This window comes from Pseudomonas sp. MWU16-30316, assembly GCF_020515645.1.
Taxonomy (GTDB): Bacteria; Pseudomonadota; Gammaproteobacteria; order Pseudomonadales; family Pseudomonadaceae; genus Aquipseudomonas; species Aquipseudomonas cerasi.
Genome location: NZ_JAIZAZ010000013.1, coordinates 1 through 23,976, shown reverse-complemented (window position 1 = coordinate 23,976; position 23,976 = coordinate 1). Strand labels below are relative to the sequence as shown.

22 protein-coding genes are annotated in these 23,976 nt (G+C 60.0%); 5 read left to right on the top strand and 17 right to left on the bottom strand.

All coding sequences use genetic code 11. The features are described 5' to 3' along the window. Positions 1–177 precede the first annotated feature (177 nt). Together LCH65_RS25995 and LCH65_RS25990 are read right to left on the bottom strand one after the other, a co-directional pair. On the bottom strand, positions 178–834 hold the full coding sequence (locus tag LCH65_RS25995; RefSeq protein WP_003370578.1) for a CoA transferase subunit B: 657 nt from the start codon (positions 832–834) through the stop codon (positions 178–180). Positions 835–876: 42 nt separating this feature from the next. Then, complete coding sequence (locus tag LCH65_RS25990) at positions 877–1,578, bottom strand: CoA transferase subunit A (RefSeq protein ID WP_003391701.1); 702 nt, start codon at positions 1,576–1,578, stop codon at positions 877–879. Between the two features lie 129 nt (positions 1,579–1,707). Here LCH65_RS25990 and LCH65_RS25985 point away from each other — a divergent pair, with 129 nt between their 5' ends. From LCH65_RS25985 to LCH65_RS25975, 3 genes are all read left to right on the top strand, one after another. Further along, positions 1,708–2,598 (top strand): LysR family transcriptional regulator, encoded by an 891-nt coding sequence (locus tag LCH65_RS25985; RefSeq protein ID WP_003436436.1) that lies wholly within the window; start codon positions 1,708–1,710, stop codon positions 2,596–2,598. A gap of 87 nt (positions 2,599–2,685) precedes the next feature. Further along, positions 2,686–2,967 carry a hypothetical protein gene (locus LCH65_RS25980; RefSeq protein WP_054081634.1) on the top strand — a complete coding sequence of 94 codons (282 nt, stop codon included), beginning with the start codon at positions 2,686–2,688 and terminating at the stop codon, positions 2,965–2,967. Positions 2,968–3,091: 124 nt separating this feature from the next. After that, positions 3,092–3,700, top strand: coding sequence for a LysE family translocator (locus tag LCH65_RS25975; RefSeq protein ID WP_003370588.1), 609 nt, complete (start codon positions 3,092–3,094; stop codon positions 3,698–3,700). Positions 3,701–3,721: 21 nt separating this feature from the next. Here the strand turns inward: LCH65_RS25975 and ssuE are convergent, their stop codons facing one another. From ssuE to LCH65_RS25910, 13 genes are all read right to left on the bottom strand, one after another. After that, complete coding sequence (ssuE, locus tag LCH65_RS25970; RefSeq protein WP_003436439.1) at positions 3,722–4,303, bottom strand: NADPH-dependent FMN reductase; 582 nt, start codon at positions 4,301–4,303, stop codon at positions 3,722–3,724. A 249-nt stretch (positions 4,304–4,552) separates the two neighbouring features. Continuing rightward, a complete protein-coding gene (locus tag LCH65_RS25965) occupies positions 4,553–5,641 on the bottom strand; it encodes a polysaccharide biosynthesis/export family protein (RefSeq protein ID WP_054081636.1) in 1,089 nt (362 codons plus the stop codon). A gap of 80 nt (positions 5,642–5,721) precedes the next feature. Continuing rightward, positions 5,722–7,131 (bottom strand): undecaprenyl-phosphate glucose phosphotransferase, encoded by a 1,410-nt coding sequence (locus LCH65_RS25960; RefSeq protein ID WP_226439935.1) that lies wholly within the window; start codon positions 7,129–7,131, stop codon positions 5,722–5,724. A 13-nt stretch (positions 7,132–7,144) separates the two neighbouring features. Next, positions 7,145–8,374: a glycosyltransferase family 4 protein gene (locus LCH65_RS25955; protein WP_074808822.1), complete on the bottom strand. Its 1,230-nt coding sequence runs from the start codon at positions 8,372–8,374 to the stop codon at positions 7,145–7,147. 73 nt (positions 8,375–8,447) lie between these two features. After that, positions 8,448–9,563 carry a glycosyltransferase family 1 protein gene (locus LCH65_RS25950; RefSeq protein ID WP_060707978.1) on the bottom strand — a complete coding sequence of 372 codons (1,116 nt, stop codon included), beginning with the start codon at positions 9,561–9,563 and terminating at the stop codon, positions 8,448–8,450. Positions 9,564–9,653: 90 nt separating this feature from the next. Further along, on the bottom strand, positions 9,654–10,859 hold the full coding sequence (locus tag LCH65_RS25945) for a glycosyltransferase family 4 protein (protein ID WP_074808823.1): 1,206 nt from the start codon (positions 10,857–10,859) through the stop codon (positions 9,654–9,656). Further along, the gene (locus tag LCH65_RS25940) at positions 10,856–11,857 is read right to left on the bottom strand and encodes a glycosyltransferase (RefSeq protein ID WP_003370604.1); all 1,002 of its coding nucleotides are present in this window, start codon (positions 11,855–11,857) and stop codon (positions 10,856–10,858) included. The genes LCH65_RS25945 and LCH65_RS25940 overlap by 4 nt, the downstream gene beginning before the upstream one ends. An 84-nt stretch (positions 11,858–11,941) precedes the next feature. Next, on the bottom strand, positions 11,942–12,454 hold the full coding sequence (gene rfaH, locus LCH65_RS25935; protein ID WP_003370606.1) for a transcription/translation regulatory transformer protein RfaH: 513 nt from the start codon (positions 12,452–12,454) through the stop codon (positions 11,942–11,944). A gap of 52 nt (positions 12,455–12,506) precedes the next feature. Next, the gene (locus tag LCH65_RS25930; protein WP_226439934.1) at positions 12,507–14,714 is read right to left on the bottom strand and encodes a polysaccharide biosynthesis tyrosine autokinase; all 2,208 of its coding nucleotides are present in this window, start codon (positions 14,712–14,714) and stop codon (positions 12,507–12,509) included. Next, positions 14,715–15,167: a low molecular weight protein-tyrosine-phosphatase gene (locus LCH65_RS25925; RefSeq protein ID WP_003436458.1), complete on the bottom strand. Its 453-nt coding sequence runs from the start codon at positions 15,165–15,167 to the stop codon at positions 14,715–14,717. After that, positions 15,157–16,092, bottom strand: coding sequence for a glycosyltransferase family A protein (locus LCH65_RS25920; protein ID WP_065349554.1), 936 nt, complete (start codon positions 16,090–16,092; stop codon positions 15,157–15,159). Before LCH65_RS25920 ends, LCH65_RS25925 begins: the two co-directional genes overlap by 11 nt. A 3-nt stretch (positions 16,093–16,095) precedes the next feature. Then, the gene (locus LCH65_RS25915) at positions 16,096–17,610 is read right to left on the bottom strand and encodes a polysaccharide biosynthesis protein (RefSeq protein WP_226439933.1); all 1,515 of its coding nucleotides are present in this window, start codon (positions 17,608–17,610) and stop codon (positions 16,096–16,098) included. Positions 17,611–17,615: 5 nt separating this feature from the next. Beyond that, the gene (locus LCH65_RS25910; RefSeq protein ID WP_003370616.1) at positions 17,616–18,731 is read right to left on the bottom strand and encodes a DegT/DnrJ/EryC1/StrS family aminotransferase; all 1,116 of its coding nucleotides are present in this window, start codon (positions 18,729–18,731) and stop codon (positions 17,616–17,618) included. A 666-nt stretch (positions 18,732–19,397) separates the two neighbouring features. On the opposite strand from LCH65_RS25910, the gene LCH65_RS25905 reads away from it, so the two are divergent. Together LCH65_RS25905 and LCH65_RS25900 are read left to right on the top strand one after the other, a co-directional pair. After that, complete coding sequence (locus LCH65_RS25905) at positions 19,398–20,591, top strand: aminotransferase class V-fold PLP-dependent enzyme (protein ID WP_054081647.1); 1,194 nt, start codon at positions 19,398–19,400, stop codon at positions 20,589–20,591. A gap of 57 nt (positions 20,592–20,648) precedes the next feature. Next, positions 20,649–22,457: an aminopeptidase P family protein gene (locus LCH65_RS25900; RefSeq protein ID WP_054081644.1), complete on the top strand. Its 1,809-nt coding sequence runs from the start codon at positions 20,649–20,651 to the stop codon at positions 22,455–22,457. Between the two features lie 24 nt (positions 22,458–22,481). Here LCH65_RS25900 and LCH65_RS25895 read toward each other — a convergent pair whose 3' ends face one another. Continuing rightward, positions 22,482–22,796, bottom strand: coding sequence for a hypothetical protein (locus tag LCH65_RS25895; RefSeq protein ID WP_003370625.1), 315 nt, complete (start codon positions 22,794–22,796; stop codon positions 22,482–22,484). Positions 22,797–22,962: 166 nt separating this feature from the next. Next, on the bottom strand, positions 22,963–23,850 hold the full coding sequence (gene rhtA / locus LCH65_RS25890; protein ID WP_003370628.1) for a threonine/homoserine exporter RhtA: 888 nt from the start codon (positions 23,848–23,850) through the stop codon (positions 22,963–22,965). Positions 23,851–23,976 lie beyond the last annotated feature (126 nt).

Genomic DNA, 23,976 nt, shown 5'->3' with positions numbered 1-23,976 from the left:
TAAGCAGCCGACTATTGCGGACGCAGAGCGTCCAGAACGGCGTTCCCAGGCCGGAGCTTGGGAACGAGTATCGTGCCAATTCTCCGCGTTGGCATGCATTTCGTGACGCTCTGCGTCATACCTTTGCGCAGGCCACACGGGCGTGTGGCAACGAGAGGCGCATCAAAGACGCCTGACTCAGAAACTCATCTCGATCACGTCATCCGGCACGATCAGCTTGCCTGCGGTTTTGGCCACGATTTCTTCCACGCTGACCCCCGGTGCGCGTTCGCGGAGGATGAAAGCGCCGTTTTCGATTTCGAGGTAGGCCAGATCAGTCAGCACCTTGCGGATGCAGCCTGCGCCGGTCAATGGCAGGCTGCAACGGGTGAGCAGTTTGGATTCGCCGTCCTTCGACGCGTGGGTCATGGTGACGATGATGTTGTCGGCACCCGCCACCAGGTCCATCGCGCCACCCATGCCCTTGACCAACTTGCCGGGGATCATCCACGAAGCAATGTTGCCCTCGATATCCACCTCGAAAGCGCCGAGCACAGTCAGGTCGACATGGCCGCCGCGGATCATGGCGAAGGATTCGGCCGACGAGAAAATGGAAGCGCCGATGCGCGCGGTGACCGTCTGCTTGCCGGCATTGATCATGTCCGCGTCGATGGTGTCTTCGGTGGGGAAGGCGCCCATGCCCAGCAGGCCGTTTTCCGACTGGAGCATGACGTCGATGTCATCGGGCACGTAGTTGGCCACCAGGGTCGGAATACCGATGCCAAGGTTCACGTAATAGCCGTCCTTGAGTTCACGGGCGACACGTTGAGCCATTTGTTCGCGGGAAAGTGCCATCGTCTGAAGCCTCTTTATTGTTGTACGGCCAAGGCTGCGCTATCAGGATTTTCTGACGGTGCGCTGTTCGATGCGTTTTTCGAAAGTGCCCTGAATGACCCGGTCGACGTAGATGCCGGGGGTGTGGATCTGGGTCGGCAGCAGCACGCCGGGCTCGACGATTTCCTCGACCTCGACCACGGTGATCCGTCCGGCGGTGGCCACCACCGGGTTGAAGTTCTGTGCGGTATGACGATAGATAACGTTGCCGAAGTGGTCGGCTTTCCAGCCCTTGATCAGGGCGAAGTCACCGGTAATGGCCTCTTCCAGAATCACGTTGCGGCCGTTGAACTGGCGGGTTTCCTTGCCTTCGGCGACCGGCGTTCCGTAACCGGTTGCGGTATAGAACGCCGGAATGCCCGCGCCACCGGCACGCAGTTTTTCCGCCAGGGTGCCTTGTGGCGTGAGTTCGACTTCCAGCTCGCCGCTGAGCAGCTGTTTTTCGAACAAGGCATTCTCGCCGACGTAGGACGAAATCATTTTGCGGATCTGCCGGTCTTCCAGCAGGATGCCGAGTCCGAAGCCGTCAACGCCGCAGTTGTTGGAAACCACGGTCAGGCCCTTGATGCCCATGCGCTTGATCTGCGCGATCAGGTTTTCCGGAATGCCGCACAGGCCGAAGCCGCCGCAGAGTACCGTCATGTCGTCGGTCAGCCCGGCAAGAGCTTCTTCGTAGGTCGCTACTCGTTTATCGAGTCCAGCCATGATGATCCGCCTTTTGTAGTTGTTGACCGACAGTCGCACTGCCGGAGGATCGGGTGATCTGCATCTTCTCTCGGCAGGACTGATTTGTTAATTTTGTTTTTCTGATCAATTCATAAGAAAAGCAAATATATGAACGTCAAGCAGCTTCGCGCTTTTCTGGCCGTCGCGCAGTACCTGAGCTTCGCTCAGGCCGGCGAGCGACTCAACGTGTCGCAGCCGGCCTTGAGCCTGACGATCAAGAGCCTCGAGGAGGACCTTGGCGGGCAGCTGTTGACGCGCACCACGCGCAACGTCGGTCTGACGCCCGAAGGCGAAACCCTGTTGCCGCTGGCGCGCCAGTTGCTGGCCGACTGGGACAACACCGAAGAACTGCTGCGTCAGCGTTTTACCCTGCAAACGGGCCGGGTATCGGTGGCCGCCATGCCGTCGTTTGCCGGCAACCTGCTGCCAGCGGCCTTGAAGGTGTTTCGCGGGCGCTACCCGCGCGTCAATGTGGCGGTGCATGACGTGATCAATGAGCAAGTGCTGGAAATGGTCCGCCATCGCCGTGTCGAACTGGGTATCGGCTTTGAGCCCGAGTCGAACAGTGCCCTGTCGTTCACCCCGTTCTATATGGATCGCTTCGTCGCCGTGGTGCCACGGGAGTCGTCGCTGTCCGAGCGGTGTGAGGTCACCTGGGAAGAACTGCTGCGTGAAGACTTCATCGCCCTGCAACGCCCGTCGGCGGTGCGTTTGCTGCTGGAGCAGGCTATCGAGCCGCGCCACGGCAAGCTGGCGGTCGCGTTCGAGAGTCATCAGTTGTCGACCATCGGGCGCATGGTTGCCAATGGTCTGGGCGTCAGCGCGGTGCCGTCACTGTGCATCGGGCAGATGCAGGAACTGGGGGCCTGCTGCGTAGCGCTGGTGGAGCCGCTGATCGAGCGGCGCATCGGGCTGATGATGCTCGCCGATCACAAGCTTTCAGCGGCGGCTCAGGCGTTGCGCGAGGTGTTGATCGAGAATGCTCGCAACAGTCGATAGCGACTATCACGGCGGATGATTTTTGCTGCGTCAGGGGCAGGCGTAACCTTGCTTCATTCCTGAAATGAAGCCGACCGGAGGCCCCTGATGAACCGTATGCTTGCCCTTGCGCTTGTCCTGACATTCACTGTTGCGCTGGTTTCCGGCTGCTCCACTCACCACGCTGTCGAGCAGCGCGCGTTCAGTGCTGAAGAAAGCCATCAACTGGCCCTTGAAGATCTCAACCGTCGCGGCCTGTCATTTGATGAGTATCAGGCACGCAAGGCGCAATTGATGGCGGATCCGCAGCTCCAGCAGGCGCGGGACTTCGATGAAAAAGGCGAAACCAGCGTTGACCTGGGGGTCATGGGGCAGCAGCCACAAGGTTAACAGTCTGCCTGAAAAGGGTTTTACGTAAAAACTGTACTGCTGCAATTGGCCTTTAACTGTCCGTGTGTTTCCTGCAACGCCTTCGATAGGGTGAGTACCTGACTCACTGATCCGGACAGGCAGCATGTTTCTCTCTTTCGATTTGCTTCTGGCGTTCACGCTCTTCGCGTTCGTCACCTCCATTACTCCCGGCCCCAACAACATGATGCTGCTGGCCTCGGGCGTGAATTTCGGTTTCAGTCGCACCCTGCCGCACATGCTGGGTATCAGTGTCGGTTTTTTCGTTCTGGTGCTGGCCGTCGGCTTCGGTCTGGGCAGTGTGTTCAAGGCCTGGCCGGTTCTCTACACCATCCTGCGCTACGTGGGCGCTGCCTACCTTCTGTACCTGGCCTGGAAAATCGCCACGTCGGGGCCCGCGTCCGATAAGGTCGACAGCCAGGGCAAGCCGCTGAGTTTCATGAGCGCCGCGCTCTTTCAATGGGTCAATCCCAAGGCCTGGATCATGGCGATCGGCGCGATCAGCACCTACACCCCCATGCAGGGCTACTTCTACAATGTACTGGTGATTTCGGCAGTGTTTGCGCTGATCAACCTGCCCAGCGTGGGCGTCTGGGCAGGCTTTGGCAGTTTGCTGCGCAACGTTCTGCGTGATCCGCTCGGGTTACGTATTTTCAACGGCGTGATGGCAGCGCTGTTGGTGGCCTCGTTGTATCCGCTGTTTATCGAGCATTGATGCCGAGGCTATTCCGCGGATCTACAACGCCAGTTGCAAATGCCCGCCAGCCTGCTTGTGACGCGCCTGCAAGCGGCGTTGCAGGCCGTGGTGGAAATGTTCCAGCCCTTCATGCAGGCGCTCGGTGAGAACTTCGTCCAGCGTACCGCCTTGTTCGTTGTCGTCGTAGCTGACCTGGGTATCGATGGCGAAGATGCCGTGCAGCACTTCCTGCGACTTGAGCGCCGACAGCACCGGTTTGAGCGCGTAATCCACGGCCAGCATGTGCGCGATACTGCCGCCGGTGGCCAGCGGCAAGACCACTTTGCCATGCAGCGCGCGCTCGGGCAGCACGTCGAGCAGGGTTTTCAGTGCGCCGGAAAATGACGCCTTGTACACCGGCGTACCGATCAGCAGGCCATCGGCCTGGCTGACCGCTTCGATCAATTCCAGCACCTGCGGGCTGTCGAAACGGGCGAAAAGCAGGTCCTCTGCATTGAAGTCGCGTATGCGCAATGTGGTGACTTCAACGCCGTGGCTCTGCAGCCAGCGGCTGGCGTGGGCCAGCACAACGCCGGAACGGGATTTTGGGGAGGGGCTGCCTGAAAGTGAAACGACGCGCATGTGGGATGTCCTTGCGATAAGCGTAAACCTGCAAAGCAGCTTATGTGCCAGCCTCTTTGTGTGGCTGGCTATGGCCCGCAGCTATTGGGTCTGCGTGTATTGCATGCAGGGGGAGAGAGTTCGCCGCGCTGATGCAAAAGCCGTCAACTGTCGAACAGCTGTTGCTCTGGCAACAGTCTGACGCGGTGTGACAGGCAAAAAAATCCCTGCACAACCGCGTGCAGGGAGATGGGTGAACGGCCGTCCGGGTCAGTTGCGAAAGGCCGCACCGGTCTGTATCACACTGGCCGAGCCGAGCAACTGGCTGATGAAGCGGCTCCAGCGGGTGATATCGGCAGGGCCGACGAACACCACATCCTGCGCCTTGAGCTCGAACTGCCCCGCCAGCAGGTAGGCAGTGGGCTTTTTCGCATTGAGGTGGTAGACGGTGGAAGGCGCCTGGGCAAAGTTTTCCGCACCGCGTATGACGTACACCGCATCGCCGTCTGCGCTGTCCGGGCTGAGGCCGCCGGAGTTTCCCAGCGCTTCGAGCAGGGTCAGGCGGGTGGTGCCGAACGAGATCACCTGAGGGTTACGGACCTCGCCCAGCACGTAGATCTTGTTTCGCGAGTTGCTGTTCAGGTGCAGGTAATCGCCGTCCTTGAGGAAGATCCGGCTCAGTTGTGAGTCCCGGCGGTTCAGCGAGTCGATGTCGATCAGGTAATCCTTGCCCTCCCGGCGCAGGGTCAGCCCGGCCAGGTTGGCGTCGGTCAGGTCGACGCCGGCGACACTCACCGCCTGCACCAGGCTCAACGGAATATTGGTAATCGGTTGCGGGCCTGGGACCTTGAAAGAACCGGACAACAGTATTCGCTGGCTGTTGTAGCGCAGCACTTTGACGTCGACCTTGACCTCGGTGTATTGCGGCGCCAGGCCCATGCGCAACTGCTCACGAACCTCGCTGACCGTTCTGCCACTCGCGCGGATTCTGCCTACATAGGGGAAGTAGAGCGTGCCGTCGTTGAGCACTTCCCGGGTGTTGGCATCCAGTTGGTCCTGTGAGCCCGGCGCGGTCAGTTCGGGGTGTTCGAACACGGTGACCAGCAAGGTATCGCCAGCACCGATCACGTATTCCGGAGTTCTGTAGTCCAGCAGCGCCTGCGGCAGGGCCTTGGCCTCTGCGGTGGCGCGCAGTTGCTGTTGCTGCAGGGTTTTCGGGGTCACCTCGATCAACTGTGCCCGGGGCTCGTCAGGTTTGTCGAGGGTGACGTCATCCGGCGTCATATGTTGCCCCGGCGCGAATGCACAGCCTTGCAGCGCCAGACTGACCAGCAGTAACGCAGTAACGCTTCGATTCATGACGTTTTTCCTTTCATGGGATTGCTCCGTTCGTGTTGCGTACCGAGGGTGTTGGGTGTGTGCTCGGGGCAGCGCCGGCATCAGAAGGCGTTCTTGTTGACGAACCCCTTGAGCAGCGTCAGCAGAATGATTTTCAGGTCCAGCCAGATCGACCAGTGCTCGATGTAGTCCAGGTCGAATTCGACGCGCATGCGCATCTTGTCCAGCGTGTCGGTTTCGCCGCGCCAGCCGTTGATCTGCGCCCAGCCGGTGATGCCGGGCTTGACCTTGTAGCGCAACATGTAGCCGCTGACCTGCCCGCGGTACTGCTCGTTGTGGGCAATGGCATGGGGGCGAGGGCCGACGATGGACATGTCGCCGTGCAGCACATTGAAGAACTGCGGCAGTTCATCCAGCGACGTGCGTCGCAAAAAACGGCCCAGCGGCGTTACCCGCGCGTCGTTGCGCGTCGCCTGAAGCACCCCGTCGGTGTTCTCCTGGACGCGCATGCTGCGAAATTTCCAGACCATGATCGAGCGGCCGTCCAGCCCGTAGCGGCGCTGGCGGAACAGCACCGGGCCGGTCGAGGTGAGCTTGATGGCTGCCGCGATGGTCAGCAGCGGCACAGCGATCAGCAACAGAATCAGGCTCGACAGCACGATGTCTTCGGCACGTTTGGCCAGGCTCCAGGCACCGTCCATGGGCGAGTCGAAAATGCTGATGCTGGCCAGGCCGTTGATGCTTTCACTGCGCGCATGCAGCAGGTCGAACATGAACACATCCGGAATCAGGTACACCGAGGCGGTGGTGTCGCTCAGGCCGGTAATCAACTCGCGCAGTTGCGGTTCGGCGCTGAAGGCGAGGGTGATGTACACCTTGTCGATCCGGCCTGCGCGGGCATCGTCGATCAACTGCTGCAGATCACCCAATACTGGCGGGCGGCGCTTGTGCGCCTGCAGATTCATCTGCTGCGGGTGCGTGTCGTAAAAGCCCAGCAGGATCAGGCCCATCCAGGGCGCCAGGGCGATGGACCGGGCCAGCCGCTCGCCGACCTGCCCGGTGCCGACGATCGCCACCCGACGCGTGTTGAAGCCACGCCGACGCAACGTGTGCAGGGCTAGACGAATCAGCAGCCGGTAGCCGCACAGCACGGCGAGTGCCAGCGCAAACCAGCTCATCTGGCCGTTATCGGGCAATTGCGTCTGGTTGAGCAGCAGGCTGTTCAGCGACAGCAGGGTGATGAAGGTCATCGCCCAGTAACTGAAGACTTTGGTCAGCTCGCGCAGAATGCGCTCGCCGCGCCATGAGCCATACAACTGGTGATACTCGCTGACCCAGTGAAAGACCAGCACCGCGAGGAAAATGTGCGACCAGGCCTCTGTGCTGTCGGTGACCGTCAGCCCGGTTTGCCAGTAACCGATCAGCACGATGACGGTCAGGTCCAGCAAGCGATGGGCGAGTGAAAGCGCTGACTGGTGGGCACGCAGAATGCCGCGGACTGAAGTACGCATGGGAAGGGCTCGCTCAGACGGTTTTCAGGGAGACAACACGGCCCGGCAGTTCGCTGCCCAGGCCAGGCGATGCCTGGGCGACCCATGGCGACTGAGGCAGGCGCGCCAGATGGATCCCGCTTGAGACGGTCAGACGGTCCTCGACGAAGGCCTTGATCTCCTGCTCGAAGCGCGCGACCGAAAACCGCTCGGCATTGGCCCGGCAGGCCTCGGGAGAGATGCGTGATTGCGCCGCTTCGAATTCGCCGATGGCGGCGATCAGTGATGCGACCGTTTGCTGTCGGTAGAACACGCCGGTCGGTTGCGGGTGATCCAGGCCGTGCACGGTCTCCATGACGCCGCCCTTGGCGAAGGCGATGACCGGCGTGCCGCAGGCCTGGGCCTCGACCGGGCTGATGCCGAAGTCCTCCTCGGCGGCAAAGACAAACGCTTTGGCGCTGCGCATGTGCTCGAGCAGCACGTTACCTGGCTGAAAACCCAGCAGCGTCACGTTGCTCACCTGGCTGGCAATGGCCTGCGCCTTGGCCAGGTCCGGTCCGTCGCCGATCATGATCAGGCGCTTGTCAGGCATCGCGGCGAAGGCTTCGACGATCATCGGCATGCGTTTGTAAGGCACCATCCGTGAGGCGCAGAAGTAGAAGTCCCCGCGCGCGCCTTGGGCAGTGAAGCCGAGCGTGTCCACGGGCGGGTAGATGACGGTGGAGTCGCGTCGATAGGCCTTGCTGATGCGCGCACCGATAAACCCGGAATTGGCGATGAAGGCATCCACACCGGTCGACGTGCGCTGGTCCCACAGGCGAATGTAATGCAGGATCAGACGTGCCAGACCACCCTTGATGCCCTTGTTCATCCCTGACTCCTGAAGGTACTGGTGCTGCAAGTCCCAGGCATAGCGGATCGGCGAGTGCACATAACTGATGTGCAATTGGTCCGGGCCGCACAGCACGCCCTTGGCCACTGCGTGGCTGCTGCTGATGATCAGGTCATAACCGGACAGATCCAGTTGCTCGATGGCCAGCGGCATCAGCGGCAGGTAGCGCGCATAGTGTTTGCGGGCGCCGGGCAGCTTCTGGATGAACGTCGTTCTGGCGGCCTTGCCGTGCAGGTGCGCGCGGTCCTGATCGCTGAGGAAGTCGATGACGGCAAACAGGTCCGCAGCGGGCCAGACGTTGATCAGTGATGCAAGCACGCGCTCGGCACCGGCGTAACTCACCAGCCAGTCGTGGACGATAGCGATTTTCATGGGCGTTCCTTGCTGTAATGGCCCGCGCTACTGCGGACGCGACGGCGCGCATCCTGGCGTTGCTGTTGTGGAGTCAGGGTTTGCCGGTGGACGATTCGGCGGTGACGTCCAGTCTGCTTTGCTGCGCGGGGTCGGACGCCAGCAACGTGTCGATGCGCTGGGAAAGGCGTTGCGCGGAAAGCTCCCAGGAAAAGCGCTGCACGTTTTGCAGGCCTTGTACACGCAGGGCGTTACGCAAGGGCGCATCCAGCAGAATGCGCTGCATGGCTGCGGCCATGTGGCTGACGTCCAGCGGGTCGAAATACAGAGCACTGCCTTGCAGAACCTCGGGGATCGATGCGGCATTGGCCGCCAGCACCGGGCAGCCGCAGGCCTGGGCTTCGAGCGGCGGGATGCCGAAGCCCTCGTAAAGCGAAGGGAACACGAACGCGGTCGCGCCCTGATATTGCTCGATCAATTCGGCATCACTGAGACGACCCAGAAAACGGATGCGCGGGTCACGGCAGGCGAGGTGCTGCAGGTTCGGGTCGGCGAACAGCGCGCTGGCTGCGCCGACAATGTGCAGTTGCAGATCCGTGTGGCCACGCAGGCTGAGAAAGGCCTGAATCATCCGCCTGAAATTCTTGTGCACGGCCGGTGAGGACACGGCCAGCAGGTAGTTCGGCTGACCTACAGCGGTCGACCCCGGTATGAAATCGTCGCTGACCGCAGCCGGTACGACGAGCACCTTGTCTTCTGCGTAGCCATAGAACGAGGATATTTCTTTGCGCGAGAAGTGGCTGCCGGTGATCAGCGTTTTGGCGCGCGACAGCAGGATCGGGGTGATGGTCCGATAGGCCAGCCGGAACAGCCGGGTGTAACTTTGCGGGTAGCGCACATAGTTGATGTCGTGGTGAGTCGCAATCTGGTTGCCATACAGCATGGGCCCGGTGTTGCTGATCGAGATCAGCAGCGGACTGCCCCGACGTTTCAGGTACAGCGGCAGGTCGATCTGCTCCCACGCATGCCCGGTGGAGCGCCCGATGCAGTGCGCCTCCAATGCGCTGGCGCAGTCATGCCGTCTGATGTTGTGCGGGGTAACGAATAGCAGATCGTCGCGCAGTCGCTTCAGCGCTCGGCACATCTGCTCTGCGTAGCGCTGTACACCACTGATGTCCTGGGTAAGAAACCGTGCATTGATGAAAATCATCTTGAGCATCCTGCTGATGAAGGTGAGCTGATGGGTGCCACACCGTGTCCGTGATGTCGTCAAAGGGGGCGATTGCGCCCGTTCGCTGTGCTACGTGCTGCGGTCCTGCAAGGTCTGGGCAAAAATGCTTTCGTACTGGTCCAGCATCAGGTCCAGATTCATCAACGACGCGACGCTGCTGCGTGCCTGGCTGCCAAGGCGTGCCAGCAGTTCGGGCTGCTGATGCAGCCTGAGCATCGCCAGCCCCAGTGAGTCAGGATCATCGGGGCTGCACAGCAAGCCATTGAGCGGTTCCTGAATGATTTCCGTGAGCCCGCCCATGCGGCTGGCGATGACCGGCAGCGAGTGCGCGCATGCCTCGACCGCGACCATGCCGAACGGCTCATTCCACAGGGAAGGCACAATCGCCACATCGATCTGGCGATAGAAGTTCTCGGGTCTCTGAAAACCGACGAAACTGATGTCGGGGGACGTGACCATGGCTTTGAAGCGCTTTTCGTCAGTCGACTGTCCGCGCCCGGCAATCTGCAGGGTGGCTTTGAACGGCAGGCGCTGGAACTGCTCGATCAGCCACTCCAGCCCCTTGTTGGTCGACAGGGTGCCCAGGTAACCGAAACGCAACGGTGCGTCATTGACAAGTGCCTTGGGCTGCTCGCGAAGCGCTGGCGTAAACGGGCTGGCGTTATGCACCACATAGCCTCTGGCATGCTTGAAATAATCCTGCTCCCGCAGCGTGTCGAGCATGAAGCGGCTGACACCGACCACCGCGCTGACCTGTTTCGACTGGTGTGCATGCTGACTGCGCAACCGTGTGCACGTCGTGCAGCGGCGCTGACAGCTTTTGCCCTTTCTGAACATCGTGCTTGCCGGGCACAGCAAGTAAAAGTCGTGCAGCACCTGCACGATCGGGCAATTGGCCTGGGTGATCTGGTCCCATGCCGAGACCGACCAGCCCGTCAGGTTATGGCACACCACCAGTTCCGGCTGCTCCAGCTCCATCACGCGCTCCACGTACTCACGCATGCCTGCGTTGTAGCGATCGCGCCAGTGCCAGGCAAAGCGCGCCAGACGGCCCGGACGCTGGGCGATGAAGTGCCAGTAACGGTTAAGCAGGCCGGCTCGATAGACCTTGACCCGGTTGACCTCCGCCAGTTGCAAGCCAGGTCGGTCAGTGGTGGCCAATACCGCGACGCTGTGCCCGCGCTGCTGCAAGCCCTCGACGGTACGTTGCAGAATGATTTCTGCGCCGCCGCCGATATCGGGCGCGTAGAGGCTGTTGATGAAAAGGATTTTCATAGCGGGTAGGCCCTGTTCAGGCCCAGCCTGCCGGCTTCGCCCTCGCGAATGGCGTCGTTGAGCAGGTCCAGACGCTGCACTGCGCCACAGCGCCAGGCATACAGGTTCAGCAGGCAGAGAAAAACCCAGCGATTGAGCCGATAGCTGATTGGGGAGGCCGCCCAGACATGTTTGTCGAACCAGGCCTGATTGCGCGCTGCGTAGTAGGCGCGCAGATCCGATCCGCCCAGCAGGTAGCTTTCATAGACATTGCGGGTACGTGCCTTGATGTTCCAGGAGTCTTCCAGATCGTCCAGCCGCGCATCGGGCACCAGAAACAGCTTTCCGCCACCGTCGGTGATGCGCCAGGTGTATTCGCTGTCATCGCTGTACAGCTTGAGAGCATCCAGCGGCAGGCCGATCTTTTGGTAAAGGCTGCGATGGGCAAGCAGCCCGCCGTAAGTGGCAAAAGGCAGTTGCACGTGTTCCGGCATCAGCCGGGTGGCATCGGGCTTTCCCCACGGCAGGCGTCGCCAGATCTTGTACGGCAACTGTGCGATGTGAAAGCCGAAGAAGCTTGAGCGCCGCTGGATCGCATATTGCAGCGGCACACCTGCGGCGATGTCGGCTTGATGCGTGGGGCGAAAGCCGAGCACCGCGCAGTTGTCCTGGCCGTCGATGAGTTGCCGTTCACGCAAGGATCGATGCAATGCCTCGATGGCATGCGCGGTCGGTGCGTTATCGTCGTCCATCAGCCAGATGCAGTCGTCTCCGGTTTGCAGCGCGGCGTTAATGCCCACCGAGTAGCCATTGGCCGAGCCGGTGTTGTGCGGCAGCCAGATCACCTGAACCCGATCGGGCCACTCATCGCACAGCGCTTGCAGTGGCGCGGTGGAAGCATTGCTGACAACGATCACGCGGCCAATCAGCGGGCTTTCCAGCGAGCGGCTGATCAGGGTGTGCAAATAGCTGAAACGGTCACCATAGGTGAGCGTCACCAGGGTGGTCTGACGCGGCATGGTGCGATTCCGAGGCTGGTGAAACAGGCGTGCGACGCATGCTTTCAGTACACGTCGTGCGGCAGGTTGCGGCGGGTTCGAGCGCTAGGCGCTCGCCTCGATTCGCGACAGGCTGCTGATCGGCAACACCACTTTTTGCTGACGTTGCAGCATATTGAGCAGGATCACCGCGCGCTGCGCGCCATCTTCACTCAGAAAGATGGCCTCGACTTCACCCCAGCTGGCATGGGTGATCAGCACCGCGTCCCCCTGGGTAAACTGTGTTTTCGGCGCGGGTGTGGCGAGTCGTTGGCGGATCTGCTCGATCAGATGATCCCGAACCGGGACCGGATGACCACCGAAAGTCACGATGCGCGAGACGCCGCGGGTGGAGCGAATCGGGTACCAGTTGTCCTGCACCTGATCCATGTGAATGAACAGATAACCGGGGAACAAGGCCTCGCCGGCCTGAACCCTGGTGCCGGGTTTTTTTGCATCGACCTGTAACGGTCGATAGCACTCGAACTGCTGACGCCGCAAATGTTCTTCGGCGCGGGCTTCCTGCCGTGGTTTGGTCTGGATCAGGTACCAGCGGACATCCTGGTCGGAGTGGGACATGGTTAATTCCTTTTAAATGAAACAGCTCGGTCAGCGGCAAGCAGCGCCCCGGCTATCGGGGCGCGGGGTGGTAGTTGTAGCCGTAGGCGGCGCAGTCGTAGTCGGAGGTCGTGGCCTTGCGCACCACCGCGTTGAAAATGGCGCCCTTGATCAGAATTCCGTTCTGACCCAGACGGCGTTTGCTGGCTTCGATTTCCTGGACGGTGGTCATGCCAAAGCGCGCCACCAGCAGGCAAGTGCCCGCCTGACGGCCCACCAGCGTCGCATCGGTCACGGCCAGGATGGGCGGTGTGTCGATCAGAATCAGGTCATACAGCGGCGACAGTTCGGCAAGCATCTTGTGGAAGTTGTCATGCATCAGCAGCTCCGAGGGGTTGGGCGCGGCGAAACCACAGGAGATGAAATCCAGATGCCGGACACGGGTGCTGTTGATGACCTCGGTACAGCGCAGACGCGCCGCCAGTGTGTCGGACAGCCCGTGTTTGGGTTGCAGACCGAAGAGGCGATGCAGGTAGCCTTTGCGCATGTCGGCATCGATCAGCAGGACCCGTTTGCCGGTCTGGGCAATGATGGTCGCCAGATTGCTCGACACAAAAGACTTGCCGGCACCCGGTGTCGGGCTGGAGATCATCAGCACGTTGTTGCGCGCTTCAAGCATGGCGAAGTGCAGGCTTGTGCGCAGGCTGCGCAATGACTCGATCGCCAGCTCGGCGGGCGCGGCAATGCTCAGCAACTTCGACTCCTGGCCGGCATGGTCGCGCTTGTCCAGATGCTCCTGTTGGCGCGAGTGCGGCAGCGACGCGTAGACCGGCATGCCCAGATTTTCAATGCTCTCGGCGCTTTCGATGCCGCGATAGAACGCCTGGCGCACGAAAACCATGGTCATCGCGACCAGCGCGCCGAGCAGCGTGGCAATCAGCACGATCAGTGTTTTCATCGGTTTGACGGGTCTTTCGACATTGGTGTCGGCGTTATCGATGACCCGTACGTTGCCGATGTTGCCGGCGCGCAGAATGTCCTGCTCCTGGCTTTTGTTGAGCATCAGTGTGTAGGTCTGGCTGATGACCTGCATATCACGGGTCAGGCGCAACAACTCCTGCTGGGTCATGGGCAGCGCGTCGATTTTTTTCAGCAGGCCCTGGCGCTGTTGTTCCAGCTGGTTCATCTGGCTCATCAGGCTGCGATAGGTCGGGTGCTCGCGGGTATACAGCCGTTCCAGTTCGACGCGTTTGAGTTTCAGTTCCGATAGCATTGAGTCGAGACTGACTACCTGGTCAAGCACCCCCTTGGTTTCGATACTCAGGTCCACCGACCGGGCGCTGGTCTGGAAGGTATTCAGTGCGGTTTCCGATTCTTCGAGCTGCTTGCGTACGGCGGGTAACTGCGAGCGCAAAAACTGCAGTCGCTGGGCGGCTTCGGCAGAACTGCGCTCGACGTTCTGGCGTACATACAGATGGCTGACTTCATCAAGAATCCGGTTGGCCCGTTGCGCATCCTGGTCCTCGATCGACAGGTAGATGATCCCCGAATCCCTGCCGGCCTCGGCGATCTTCAGGCGGTTCTGATAGATCAGCGCGGTGCTGAGTGTGCGCTGTCTGGAGACAGTGAAATCGGTACCGGGCCGGGCCTGCAACGTAGCGACCTGAATCTTGATTCCGTGGCCTTCGACCACGCGATTGATCGCCCCGCCGAGCAGCAGATTGTGTTTGCTATCGTAGAGCGAGAACTGGCCGGGTTTGCCTGCGGTCAGGGTGAGTTTTTCACCCAGCAGGTGCTCTGGCACTTCCAGTTGGAACACCTCTATTTTTTCGCCGCCCCACGCATATTGGGTCAGGCCGAATAAAGGCTGCGCCAGTTCACCGTCGCGTGCGGGCTTGAAGGTGCGATACAGATAAGGACCGATCACAGGAAACAAATCAGGTGTCTGGAGCCTATTGAGCTTCAGATCGTCGACGACCTTGCCCAGCAGCGCGCGGGACTTGATCAACTCGATCTCGGTGGTCGCCTGCGACACCGAGAGTGGCTTGGCACTGACTTCCGGCGTACCCTCGATGCCGATTTTTCGGGGTTCTATCTGAATCATGGCGGTGGCCTGATACACCGGCGTGGCCAGAATGGCGTAGCCCAGGCCGAGCAGAAAAAACAGGCCGACGGTCCACAGGATCAGGGTCTTGTGATCGAACAGCATCCGCAGGACCGTTGCCAGATCAATCCGGGAGTCCGCTTGGAAATTCAGGGAAGGATGGTTCATGACGGTCATTTATCCTGTTGCTCCTGACTGAAAATGGGGAAGCCAGTCGTCGATGCAGCGTGAGAGCTGCGCGTAGGTCTGTTCGAAGGCTGACGCGGGCCGCCGGTAAGGGTCGGTGATGTCGAGCGGGTCCTGCCATTTACCGATCAGAAACGCTTTGCCGCGCACTTCGGGGGCCAGTTCGAGGACGTTGGAAAAATGCGCCTGCTCCATCAGCAGGATCAGGTCGGCCTCGCGCAGCAGCTCGCGATTCACCTGGCGAGCGGCATGCCGCCGAGGCTGCACCCGGTGCGACTGCAGCACCGCATGTGCCGTCGGGTCGATCGACGAACCCGATAGCGCGGCGATGCCTGCCGACTGGATACGCACCTGAGTGGCCTTCAGGCGTTCATGCAGCATCGCGACCGCCATCGGGCTGCGGCAAACGTTGCCGACGCACAACACCAGCACACTACTGAACATGAGCGTTGCCAGTGTCCGGCAACAGGCGCCTGCGCAGATTGCCGATCACGTTGCCTGCCACCTTCCACACCGTCTGCAGCTTGTGGCGGGGGGCGAGTGCGGCCAGCGACAGGCACACCGTCTGCATCAGGAAATACTGGTACAGCGGCTGATTGCCCAGGCGGTTGTAATAGTTGGCCAGGCTTGAGCAGGTCTGCAGGTTCATGTGCAACTTGCGTTTGTCACTGCGCATCGAGAACACCCCGCCAGGGTGCATGCGATAGGCGGCCGGCTTGATCCCGGCCATGAACTTGCCCTTGCCGTAGGCCCCCAGCAACGACCACCAGCACATATCGTTCAACGGCGCGCTGCACAGGCTCAATTCGGGCGGCATCTGGCTGAACACATTGCGAAAACAGACAGTCAGGGTCGAGAGGCGTCTCGCTTTTTGCAACTCCAGCGCCGAGGCATCGGCGCGCAGATGACCTTGCAACTGCACGCCATACTGCCCGTGCTCATCGAAGACGAACGCATCGTGATAAGTGATGACGTAATCCGGATGAGCTTCGAGAAAGTCCACTTGCAGCTGCAGTTTTTGCGGATCGGTCCAGTAGTCATCGGCTTCGCAGTAGGCGATGTAGCGACCGCGTGCTTCGCCAAACAGGCCCGGGACGCACGCGCTGCCCTGACTGTACTGATTGACCTGTTGATAGAAGGCCCGAATGATCGTCGGATACCGCTCGGCGTAGTGCGCAATGATGCGCGCGGTGCCGTCGGTGGAGGCGTCGTCGTTGATCAGGATTTCGTACCTGAAATCGGTCTGCTGTGCCAAAAGCCCGTCCAGCGTCTGAGCGATGAAGCCCTCTTGATTGTAGGCGGGGCATACGATGCTCAGCAGCGGCGGCGCCAGGCAGGTTTCGTCGGTATTCTTTACAGTGTCGTCCATGGCTCAAGTACTCGGTTTACTGAACAGAACATAGAGTTTCGATGCCAGCGGCCGGTGACTCGTCGCCACCAGTGTCAGGGTGACAAGCCCGCTGAGCGCGAGTGCCAGAAGCACGCTGATTCGGCTTTCACCGGCAATCAGATTGAAGACGGGGACGCTGACCACCAGGCCTGCAGCGCTCATCGCGCTGATCCGCAGAATGTCGCTCAACCACTGGCGATGAAGACCGGGGGCCAGGTGTCGATGCACGATGACTGGCCATATCGCGAAGGACGTCGCCCGCAGAAAAAACCACGCCAACGCCGCGCCGTACACGCCCTGGTAATGGATCGCCAGAACCATCACCGGCACGCTGACCAGCGTCGAAATCAGGCTGTACCACAGGTGCAAATGCATCCGGCCATAGGCGTATTGCAGATAGAACTGAAAGGCACTGGCGGCCATGATGGCGCTGCCCAGCGCGTACCAGCCCAGCACCGGGCGACTCCAGCGCGCGGCAACCGGATCGCCGGTCCAGGCGAGGATCAACGGCTCTGCATACAGGGCAATGACCGCAGCCAGCGGGAATAAAAAGGTACAGGCGAGGCGATTGGCGGCCAGAAACAGGGCGTGCATATCGTCGCGTCGCCCTTCGGCCATCAACACGGTCAGGCGCGGCAGCAGCGTCTGGACCAGCGGGTTGGTCAGCATCACGATGCCGGTAGTGATCAACGCCACCAATGAGAAATAGCCGTACTGGTCCAGCGGCAGCAGATTCGACAAAAGAGCCTTGTCCACCTGAGTCAGCACGATCCACAGCACAGCACTCAGCGACAGGCTGGCGGCGAACGGCAGGATCGGCTTGATCAATGGCCAGTCCAGACCGGTCAGCCAATGCGGCGCAGGCATTTGCCCACGTGCCTTGCCGGCAAACAGCAGGGTTTCGATCAGCCCCACCGCCAGTTGAAATTCAAAGAAGTCCCGTGGGTCCCGGGAAAACTGACTGACCAGCACCAGGCCACCGAAGTAGCGCAACGTCGCGATCGACACATTGGCGGCGTTGAGCCAGGCATGTTGTTCAAGACCCTGAATCGCGCTTTTGTACAGCGTCGAACACAGGCGCAGGGCAATGATGATGCCCATCAAGGTGATGCAATGGGTCAGCGTGTCGGGTTGTAGCGTGTTTGCGTTCAGCCAGTGCGCGGCGATCCAGGGGCTGAGGACACCGACAAGCAGGGCGCTGAACATTGCCAACGGCAGAAAGATCAGTTCGAACGAGCGCAGCAGACGGCACAGGTGTTGTTTACGTGCTGGAGTGTCTCGCGCATGCGCCACCGCACGCACCAGGCTGGGCGACAGGCCGGCATCCAGCAATTGCAGCCAGGCCTGCAGCAGGGTGAAAAAACCGATCAGGCCGTACGCTTCTGCACCCAGGTGGCCCAGATAGAACGGCATGATCAGAATCCCGACCAGCAGCACGTAAGCCTGCCCGCCGTAATTCAGGAGGGTGTTACGAATGAGGGAATGTTTGCCTGGCATGATCGTCAGCAGACCCGTGCAACGGTGCAAGCCCGGTAGTCAGTCTCGCTGCAGGCTTCGATCAGGGTGCGGATGACCAGGTCCTGCTCGCTTCTCAGCAGACCGGGATAGATCGGCAGGCACAGCACTCGCTCGCTCAACGCTCTGGAGACTGGCTGGCCGGGTTGCGGCTGCAGGTATTCAAGGGTATCCAGTGAAGGGTAGAAGTAGCGGCGAGGGTTGATCTTGTGCTGGTTGAGTGCCGTGCGCACGCCCAGCAATTGTTGCTCGTCGCGTAGGGCCACGGGGTAATAGCTGTGATTCAGCTGGCTATCGGCCTGGGGTGTCTGCAGATCCAGATAATCTTGCAGCGACGAAGTGTAGTGGTCGGCTATCTCTGCGCGCGCTTCGAGAATATTGCCGATGTTGTCGAGAATGCACAGCCCCATGGCGGCGGAGAACTCATTGAGCTTGGCGTTTATGCCGAGGCCATCGATCCGGTCGACGCCGGAAATGCCGAAGTTGCACATCAGATGGGCTTGTCTGGCCAGCTCGTCATCGTTGGTGATGATCGCGCCACCTTCAATGGTGTGAAACAGCTTGGTGGCATGGAAGCTCAAGGTGCTGATGTCGCCGTGATTGAGCACCGACTGGCCTGCGTGACGCACGGCGAATGCGTGTGCGCCGTCATAGACGACCTTGAGCTTGTGCTTGCGGGCTATTTGCTCGATGGCTTGCACGTCGCAAGGATTGCCGAACACGTGGGTGGCGACGATCGCCGTGGTGTCTTCGGTAATGCTGTTTTCGATGTGGTTGGGCGAGATGTTCCAGGTGTGCGCATCGATGTCGGCAAAGATGGGCCGAATGCCTTCCCATTGCAGCGAGCTGCTGGTCGCGACAAAACTGAATGGCGTAGTCACTGCGCTGCCGCTCAGCCCCAGCGCCCGATAGGCCACTTGCAGGGCCAGGGTGCCGTTGTTGGTCAGAATAATGTGCCTGACGCCCAGGTAGTCCTTGAGTCGGTCCGTCAGCTCCTTGGCCAGCGGCCCGTGATTGGTCAGCCAGCCACGTGCGTAGATGCCTTCGACATAGCGTTTGAACTGGTCGATATCACCCAGGTACGTCTTGGTCACGTTAATCATCGAAGCCTCCATGTTTCTATGAATCAGTGCGTTGCCAAGCGGGTGACCGGGCATCCGTTGCAGACGTACGTTGATTGCCGGGCACGCTACCGCCGAATCGGTCGATCCAGTCAGGGAGCCGTTTACCGAGAATCAACGCATAAGCGTCGAGTGGGTCGCATTGCAACAGGCAACGCTACCGCCACACCGAACGCATTCAGCATTTAAAAAAGGAATGGAGAGTCAACAGGCATCCGCCAGCGCCGGATAAGCGCCGTGGAAATAACTGACAGGGTGAGACGGGACAGCAGTCAACTTCGGCTGATTATTCCGACGCTATGCTCTGCGGCATGTGCGTAAAACCGGAGTGTGCCTGACGGTCCTATATATCGGTGGCGGCAGGGTATCTGTCAAATTATTTCGTCAGGTTTCTGTTATATTTTTGATAAATGGTAGATTGGAGAATCTAAAGTATTGATTTATAAGGCTGTCAAAAAAATATCATCTTTCGATGTGTATTTAATGACACAGACTGCCGCCTCAGTCGGGCGTGCAGAGATCAACAGACTTTACGATGGCCAATTTCTTTATATTCTATTTTTGTCTATATAAATATTAATTGATAATTTTTAGTTCTATTTGATTTCGTGCATGATCCTCTTCATGGTCTGTGAACGAGGAGCGCGCATGAACGAGCCAGTGCTGTATTTCGATTACGCCGCCACCACCCCTGTGGACGAGCGCGTTATCAGAGTGATGGTCGATTGCCTGGGGGTGTCAGGCAACTTCGGCAATCCGGCCTCCAGCTCCCATTCGTTCGGCCAGAAGGCCCGCCTTGCAGTGGAGCTTGCCCGTGAGCAGGTTGCGCATCTGGTGGGTGCGCAAGCCTCGCAGATCATCTGGACTTCTGGCGCGACCGAGTCCAGCAATCTGGCACTCAAGGGGGTGGCTCAGGAGCGTGCCAAGCGCCAGGCAGCCGCCGCCGGAGGCAAACCCGGTCATATCATCACCAGCCTGATCGAGCACAAGGCTACCCTCGACACCGCCCGTCAACTTGAGCAGGAGGGCGTCGAGGTCACCTGGCTGGCGCCGGACAGCGAGGGCCTGATCAGTGCCGATGCCGTCAGTGCAGCCTTGCGTGACGATACATTTCTGGTCTCGCTGATGCTGGTCAATAACGAACTGGGTACCGTTAACGACATCGCCGAAATCGGCAGACGCGTAAGGGGGCACGGGGCGCTGTTGCATGTCGACGCTGCACAGGGCGCTGGCAAGCTGCCAATCGACCTCAGCCAGCTCGCGGTAGATTTGATGTCGCTCTCGGCACACAAAATCTACGGGCCCAAGGGTATCGGCGCTTTGTACGTCGGTCCGCGTGCGCAGCAGCGTGTTCTCGCCCAGATACATGGGGGAGGGCACGAATGTGGCTTACGCTCGGGGACACTGGCAACGCATCAGATTGCCGGAATGGGCGCGGCCTTTGCCTTGGCGGCAGAGGTGCTCGAAGGTGAGGTGGTTGAAATACAGCGGCTGAGCGATCTTCTTTGTAAGCGCCTGGCCGGGATTCCCGGGGTGTGTATCAACGGCAGTCCCACACAGCGGATTGCCCACACACTCAGTTTTACGTTCACCCATAACGATCTGGACGTCGCCGCGCTGGGTGAGAGCCTCGCCTTTTCGTCCACTTCCGCCTGCAACTCGGCGAAAAACCTGCCGTCGCATGTCCTGCTGGCCCTTGGGCTGAGCCCGCAGGCCGCCAGCCAGACCATACGCCTGAGTCTGGGGCGCTTCACTCGCGAGCAGGACATAGCGCGCGCGGCTGACTCGATTCGCGCCTCTCTGATTCAGCCAGCGTTCTGGGCGGTTGCTCAGGCTCGATGAGTGCTCCATTATCTGAACCGGTGAAAGCAGTCAATTTCCGGGTCAGCAGGAGAGTCAATGAGTACGCAATCCAATGCCAGTTCAGACGTGGCAGAACGTTTGGCGCAAACCCGCGCCTTGATGAGCAGGGAGCGCATCGATGCCTATCTGGTGCCGTCAGCGGATCCGCACCTCTCCGAATACCTGCCCGGCTATTGGCAGGGGCGCCAGTGGCTGTCGGGTTTTCACGGCTCGGTCGGTACGCTGATCATCACCCAGGATTTCGCCGGCATATGGGCTGACAGCCGCTATTGGGAACAGGCCACCAAGGAGCTGGCTGGCAGCGGCATCGAATTGGTGAAGCTGATGCCCGGCCAACAAGGCCCGCTCGAATGGCTGGCAGATGAAGCCAAGGCAGAGAGCGTGGTTGCCGTTGATGGGGCGGTTCTGGCCGTTGCCTCTTCGCGGACATTGGCAAGCAAGCTCTACGAACGTGGTGCGCGGCTGCGAACCGATATCGACCTGCTCACCGAGCTGTGGCAGGACCGCCCCGCGTTGCCGTCTCACCCGATTTACGAGCATTTGCCTCCCCAGGCGTCACTGGACCGTAACGAAAAACTCGCGCGGGTTCGTCAGATTATCGTCGAGCGAAAAGCTGACTGGCATTTCATCGCCACACTGGACGACATCGCCTGGCTGTTCAATCTGCGTGGCGCAGACGTTTCCTACAATCCGGTGTTCATCGCATTTGCCTTGATCGGTCCGCAAAGCGTCACGCTGTTCGTGGACTCGAAGAAAGTACCGGACTCGGTACGTGCGCGCCTGGAGCGCGACGGTATCAACCTCATGGAATACACGCAGATTGGCGCCGCCTTGCGCGAACTGCCTAAGGACGCGCGACTGCTGGTCGATCCGGCGCGGGTTACCTGCGGGCTGCTCGATTACCTGGACAGCGAGGTCACGCTGGTTGAAGGGCTCAACCCCAGCACGTTGCTGAAATCGCAAAAAACCGAGACCGATACGGCCCACATCCGTCAGGCCATGGAGCAGGACGGCGCCGCGCTCTGCGAGTTCTTCGCCTGGCTGGACAGTGCGCTGGGGCGAGAGCCTGTCAGCGAACTGACCATTGATGAAAAGCTCACTCAGGCACGCGAGCGACGTCCGGGTTATGTCTCGCCCAGCTTTGCCACCATTGCGGGATTCAACGCCAATGGCGCGATGCCGCATTACCGCGCGACCGAGGCGGAGCATGCGCGGATAGAAGGCGACGGTTTGCTGCTGATCGATTCGGGCGGGCAGTACCTTGGTGGTACCACCGACATCACGCGCATGGTGGCGATCGGAACACCGAGCGCTGAACAGAAACAGGACTGTACTCGCGTGCTCAAGGGTGTGATCGCGCTATCGCGTGCGCACTTTCCCAAGGGTATTCAGTCGCCGCTGCTGGACGCAATTGCCCGAGCGCCTATCTGGAGTGAGGGTGTCAATTACGGCCATGGCACCGGGCACGGTGTGGGGTATTTCCTGAATGTGCACGAGGGGCCGCAGGTCATTGCCTATCAGGCACCTGCAACGCCGCAGACGGCCATGCTGCCGGGCATGATCACGTCCATCGAGCCGGGTACTTACCGGCCTGGGCGCTGGGGAGTGCGTATCGAAAACCTGGTGATCAACCAGGAAGCCGGCAAAACCGAGTTCGGCGAGTTTTTGCGCTTCGAAACGCTGACCCTGTGCCCGATCGACACCCGTTGCCTTGAGGTGTCGATGTTGAACGCAGAAGAACGCACTTGGCTGAATGACTACCATGTGCAGGTTCTGACGCGCTTGAGCCCGTTGCTGCAGGGCACTGCGCTGCTGTGGCTGCAGGCCCGGACGATTCCTGTCTGATCAAGCTTTCGCGTTGCCGCAGGCTCAGTCCTGCGGTAACGGTTCAGCCAGTGGTGCAGCTTTCCTGCAGACGATGATCATGCTGCGGCTGGTGTAACCCGCCGGGTTCAGGCCGAACGGATAGTCTTCGGGCTCCTCGGTGGCATCGCCGGACTTCGCGATCACCTTGAATGTTCTCGACGCGCAGGAGTTGGTAGCCAGTTCGTAGCATTTTGCCCAGGACGAGGTGAGGCCTGAGCAGTTGATGTGGATGCCTCGCTTGCTTTGCGTGACGGGTTTGGACGTGGCTGCACAACCTGCCACAGCCAAGATGGCCAATACGACAAAAATGTATTTCATTCCTTTCCTTAGCGGGCCATTGCTGATCGCGATCCATCCGATTGACTGGACCATGAGTCTTTTGAACTGTAACGCATAGCCACCGAAGATAAATCGGTCAGGTACAAACATGGCGCATGCGCGTAACAAATGCTAGTGCCATATGGCTTCTTGATGCGTGGTAAGTTCAGTCGGCCGGTACCAATTGAGGTTTGCTGTTTGCAGAGCCAAGGGTCGCGCCGATGGACGCGAAGATGATTGCGCCGATCGCCAGCCATTGAGTCAGTGAAAGGCTTTCATGGAGAAACACCAGGCCTGAAAGCGCGGCGAAGACGGGTTCCAGGCTTGCCAGCGTGCCGAATGTACGCGCCGACATTCGCGTCAAGGCAATCATCTCCAGGCTATAGGGCAGGGCGGTCGAGAGGATGGCGACACCCAGTGCTGCGGGTATCAGTGAAATATCCAGTAACGCAGAGCCTGCGTGTATTACGCCTATTGGCCCTATGAACAGCGCGGCAATCACAACGCCAAGCGCTGCTGTCTGCACACCATTGTCGGCGCCGGCCTTGTGACCGAACACGATGTATGCGGCCCAGCACACGCCTGCGCCCAAAGCATAGCCGGCACCGAGCAGATCAATTGCGGCAGCTGAGGTCCCCAGCGGGATCAACAACAGCAGGCCGATGACTGCCAGAGTCACCCAGAGAAAATCAATGGGCTTGCGGGAAGACAGCAAAGCCACAGCCAGCGGACCGGTGAATTCCAGCGCTACTGCAATCCCCAGGGGCACTGTCTGCAACGACATATAGAAGAGAAGGTTCATGCAACCCAGCGCAATGCCGTAGATCACGACGGTGCGTAACGACTTAGCTGTCAGATTCGCCCGCCACGGTCGCAGGACGGCAACCAGAATAAGGCTGGCAAATACCAGTCTCAGGGTCGTGGTGCCTTGCGCGCCCACGACAGGGAAAAGACTCTTTGCCAGCGATGCGCCGCTTTGAATGGAGATCATGGCGATCATCAGCAGCCCCAGAGGGAACAGGGCAGAGGCTATGTTGCGGGATTTCTCAGACATTTCAGATGTACATCCTGGGTGTGATCCGGGCAAAGGTAATGATGCATGATGCGGAATAATCAAACATTGGGCAATATATTGCGCAAGGCGCGCGTGCTCTTCTATATAGGTAATCACGAAATGGTC

What these genes read in the sequence shown, in the direction of transcription:
- LCH65_RS25940 (WP_003370604.1), bottom strand. Translation starts at nt 11,857, where the DNA reads ATGCCGCGTCAGACCACCCTGGTGACGCTCACCTATGGTGACCGTTTC.
- LCH65_RS25995 (WP_003370578.1), bottom strand. Translation starts at nt 834, where the DNA reads ATGGCACTTTCCCGCGAACAAATGGCTCAACGTGTCGCCCGTGAACTC.
- LCH65_RS25990 (WP_003391701.1), bottom strand. Translation starts at nt 1,578, where the DNA reads ATGGCTGGACTCGATAAACGAGTAGCGACCTACGAAGAAGCTCTTGCC.
- LCH65_RS25945 (WP_074808823.1), bottom strand. Translation starts at nt 10,859, where the DNA reads ATGAAAATCCTTTTCATCAACAGCCTCTACGCGCCCGATATCGGCGGC.
- LCH65_RS25925 (WP_003436458.1), bottom strand. Translation starts at nt 15,167, where the DNA reads ATGTTCAGTAGTGTGCTGGTGTTGTGCGTCGGCAACGTTTGCCGCAGC.
- LCH65_RS25950 (WP_060707978.1), bottom strand. Translation starts at nt 9,563, where the DNA reads ATGATTTTCATCAATGCACGGTTTCTTACCCAGGACATCAGTGGTGTA.
- LCH65_RS25965 (WP_054081636.1), bottom strand. Translation starts at nt 5,641, where the DNA reads ATGAATCGAAGCGTTACTGCGTTACTGCTGGTCAGTCTGGCGCTGCAA.
- LCH65_RS25975 (WP_003370588.1), top strand. Translation starts at nt 3,092, where the DNA reads ATGTTTCTCTCTTTCGATTTGCTTCTGGCGTTCACGCTCTTCGCGTTC.
- LCH65_RS25915 (WP_226439933.1), bottom strand. Translation starts at nt 17,610, where the DNA reads ATGCCAGGCAAACATTCCCTCATTCGTAACACCCTCCTGAATTACGGC.
- rhtA (WP_003370628.1), bottom strand. Translation starts at nt 23,850, where the DNA reads ATGTCTGAGAAATCCCGCAACATAGCCTCTGCCCTGTTCCCTCTGGGG.
- LCH65_RS25985 (WP_003436436.1), top strand. Translation starts at nt 1,708, where the DNA reads ATGAACGTCAAGCAGCTTCGCGCTTTTCTGGCCGTCGCGCAGTACCTG.
- LCH65_RS25930 (WP_226439934.1), bottom strand. Translation starts at nt 14,714, where the DNA reads ATGACCGTCATGAACCATCCTTCCCTGAATTTCCAAGCGGACTCCCGG.
- rfaH (WP_003370606.1), bottom strand. Translation starts at nt 12,454, where the DNA reads ATGTCCCACTCCGACCAGGATGTCCGCTGGTACCTGATCCAGACCAAA.
- LCH65_RS25960 (WP_226439935.1), bottom strand. Translation starts at nt 7,131, where the DNA reads ATGCGTACTTCAGTCCGCGGCATTCTGCGTGCCCACCAGTCAGCGCTT.
- ssuE (WP_003436439.1), bottom strand. Translation starts at nt 4,303, where the DNA reads ATGCGCGTCGTTTCACTTTCAGGCAGCCCCTCCCCAAAATCCCGTTCC.
- LCH65_RS25955 (WP_074808822.1), bottom strand. Translation starts at nt 8,374, where the DNA reads ATGAAAATCGCTATCGTCCACGACTGGCTGGTGAGTTACGCCGGTGCC.
- LCH65_RS25905 (WP_054081647.1), top strand. Translation starts at nt 19,398, where the DNA reads ATGAACGAGCCAGTGCTGTATTTCGATTACGCCGCCACCACCCCTGTG.
- LCH65_RS25910 (WP_003370616.1), bottom strand. Translation starts at nt 18,731, where the DNA reads ATGATTAACGTGACCAAGACGTACCTGGGTGATATCGACCAGTTCAAA.
- LCH65_RS25900 (WP_054081644.1), top strand. Translation starts at nt 20,649, where the DNA reads ATGAGTACGCAATCCAATGCCAGTTCAGACGTGGCAGAACGTTTGGCG.
- LCH65_RS25920 (WP_065349554.1), bottom strand. Translation starts at nt 16,092, where the DNA reads ATGGACGACACTGTAAAGAATACCGACGAAACCTGCCTGGCGCCGCCG.
- LCH65_RS25980 (WP_054081634.1), top strand. Translation starts at nt 2,686, where the DNA reads ATGAACCGTATGCTTGCCCTTGCGCTTGTCCTGACATTCACTGTTGCG.
- LCH65_RS25895 (WP_003370625.1), bottom strand. Translation starts at nt 22,796, where the DNA reads ATGAAATACATTTTTGTCGTATTGGCCATCTTGGCTGTGGCAGGTTGT.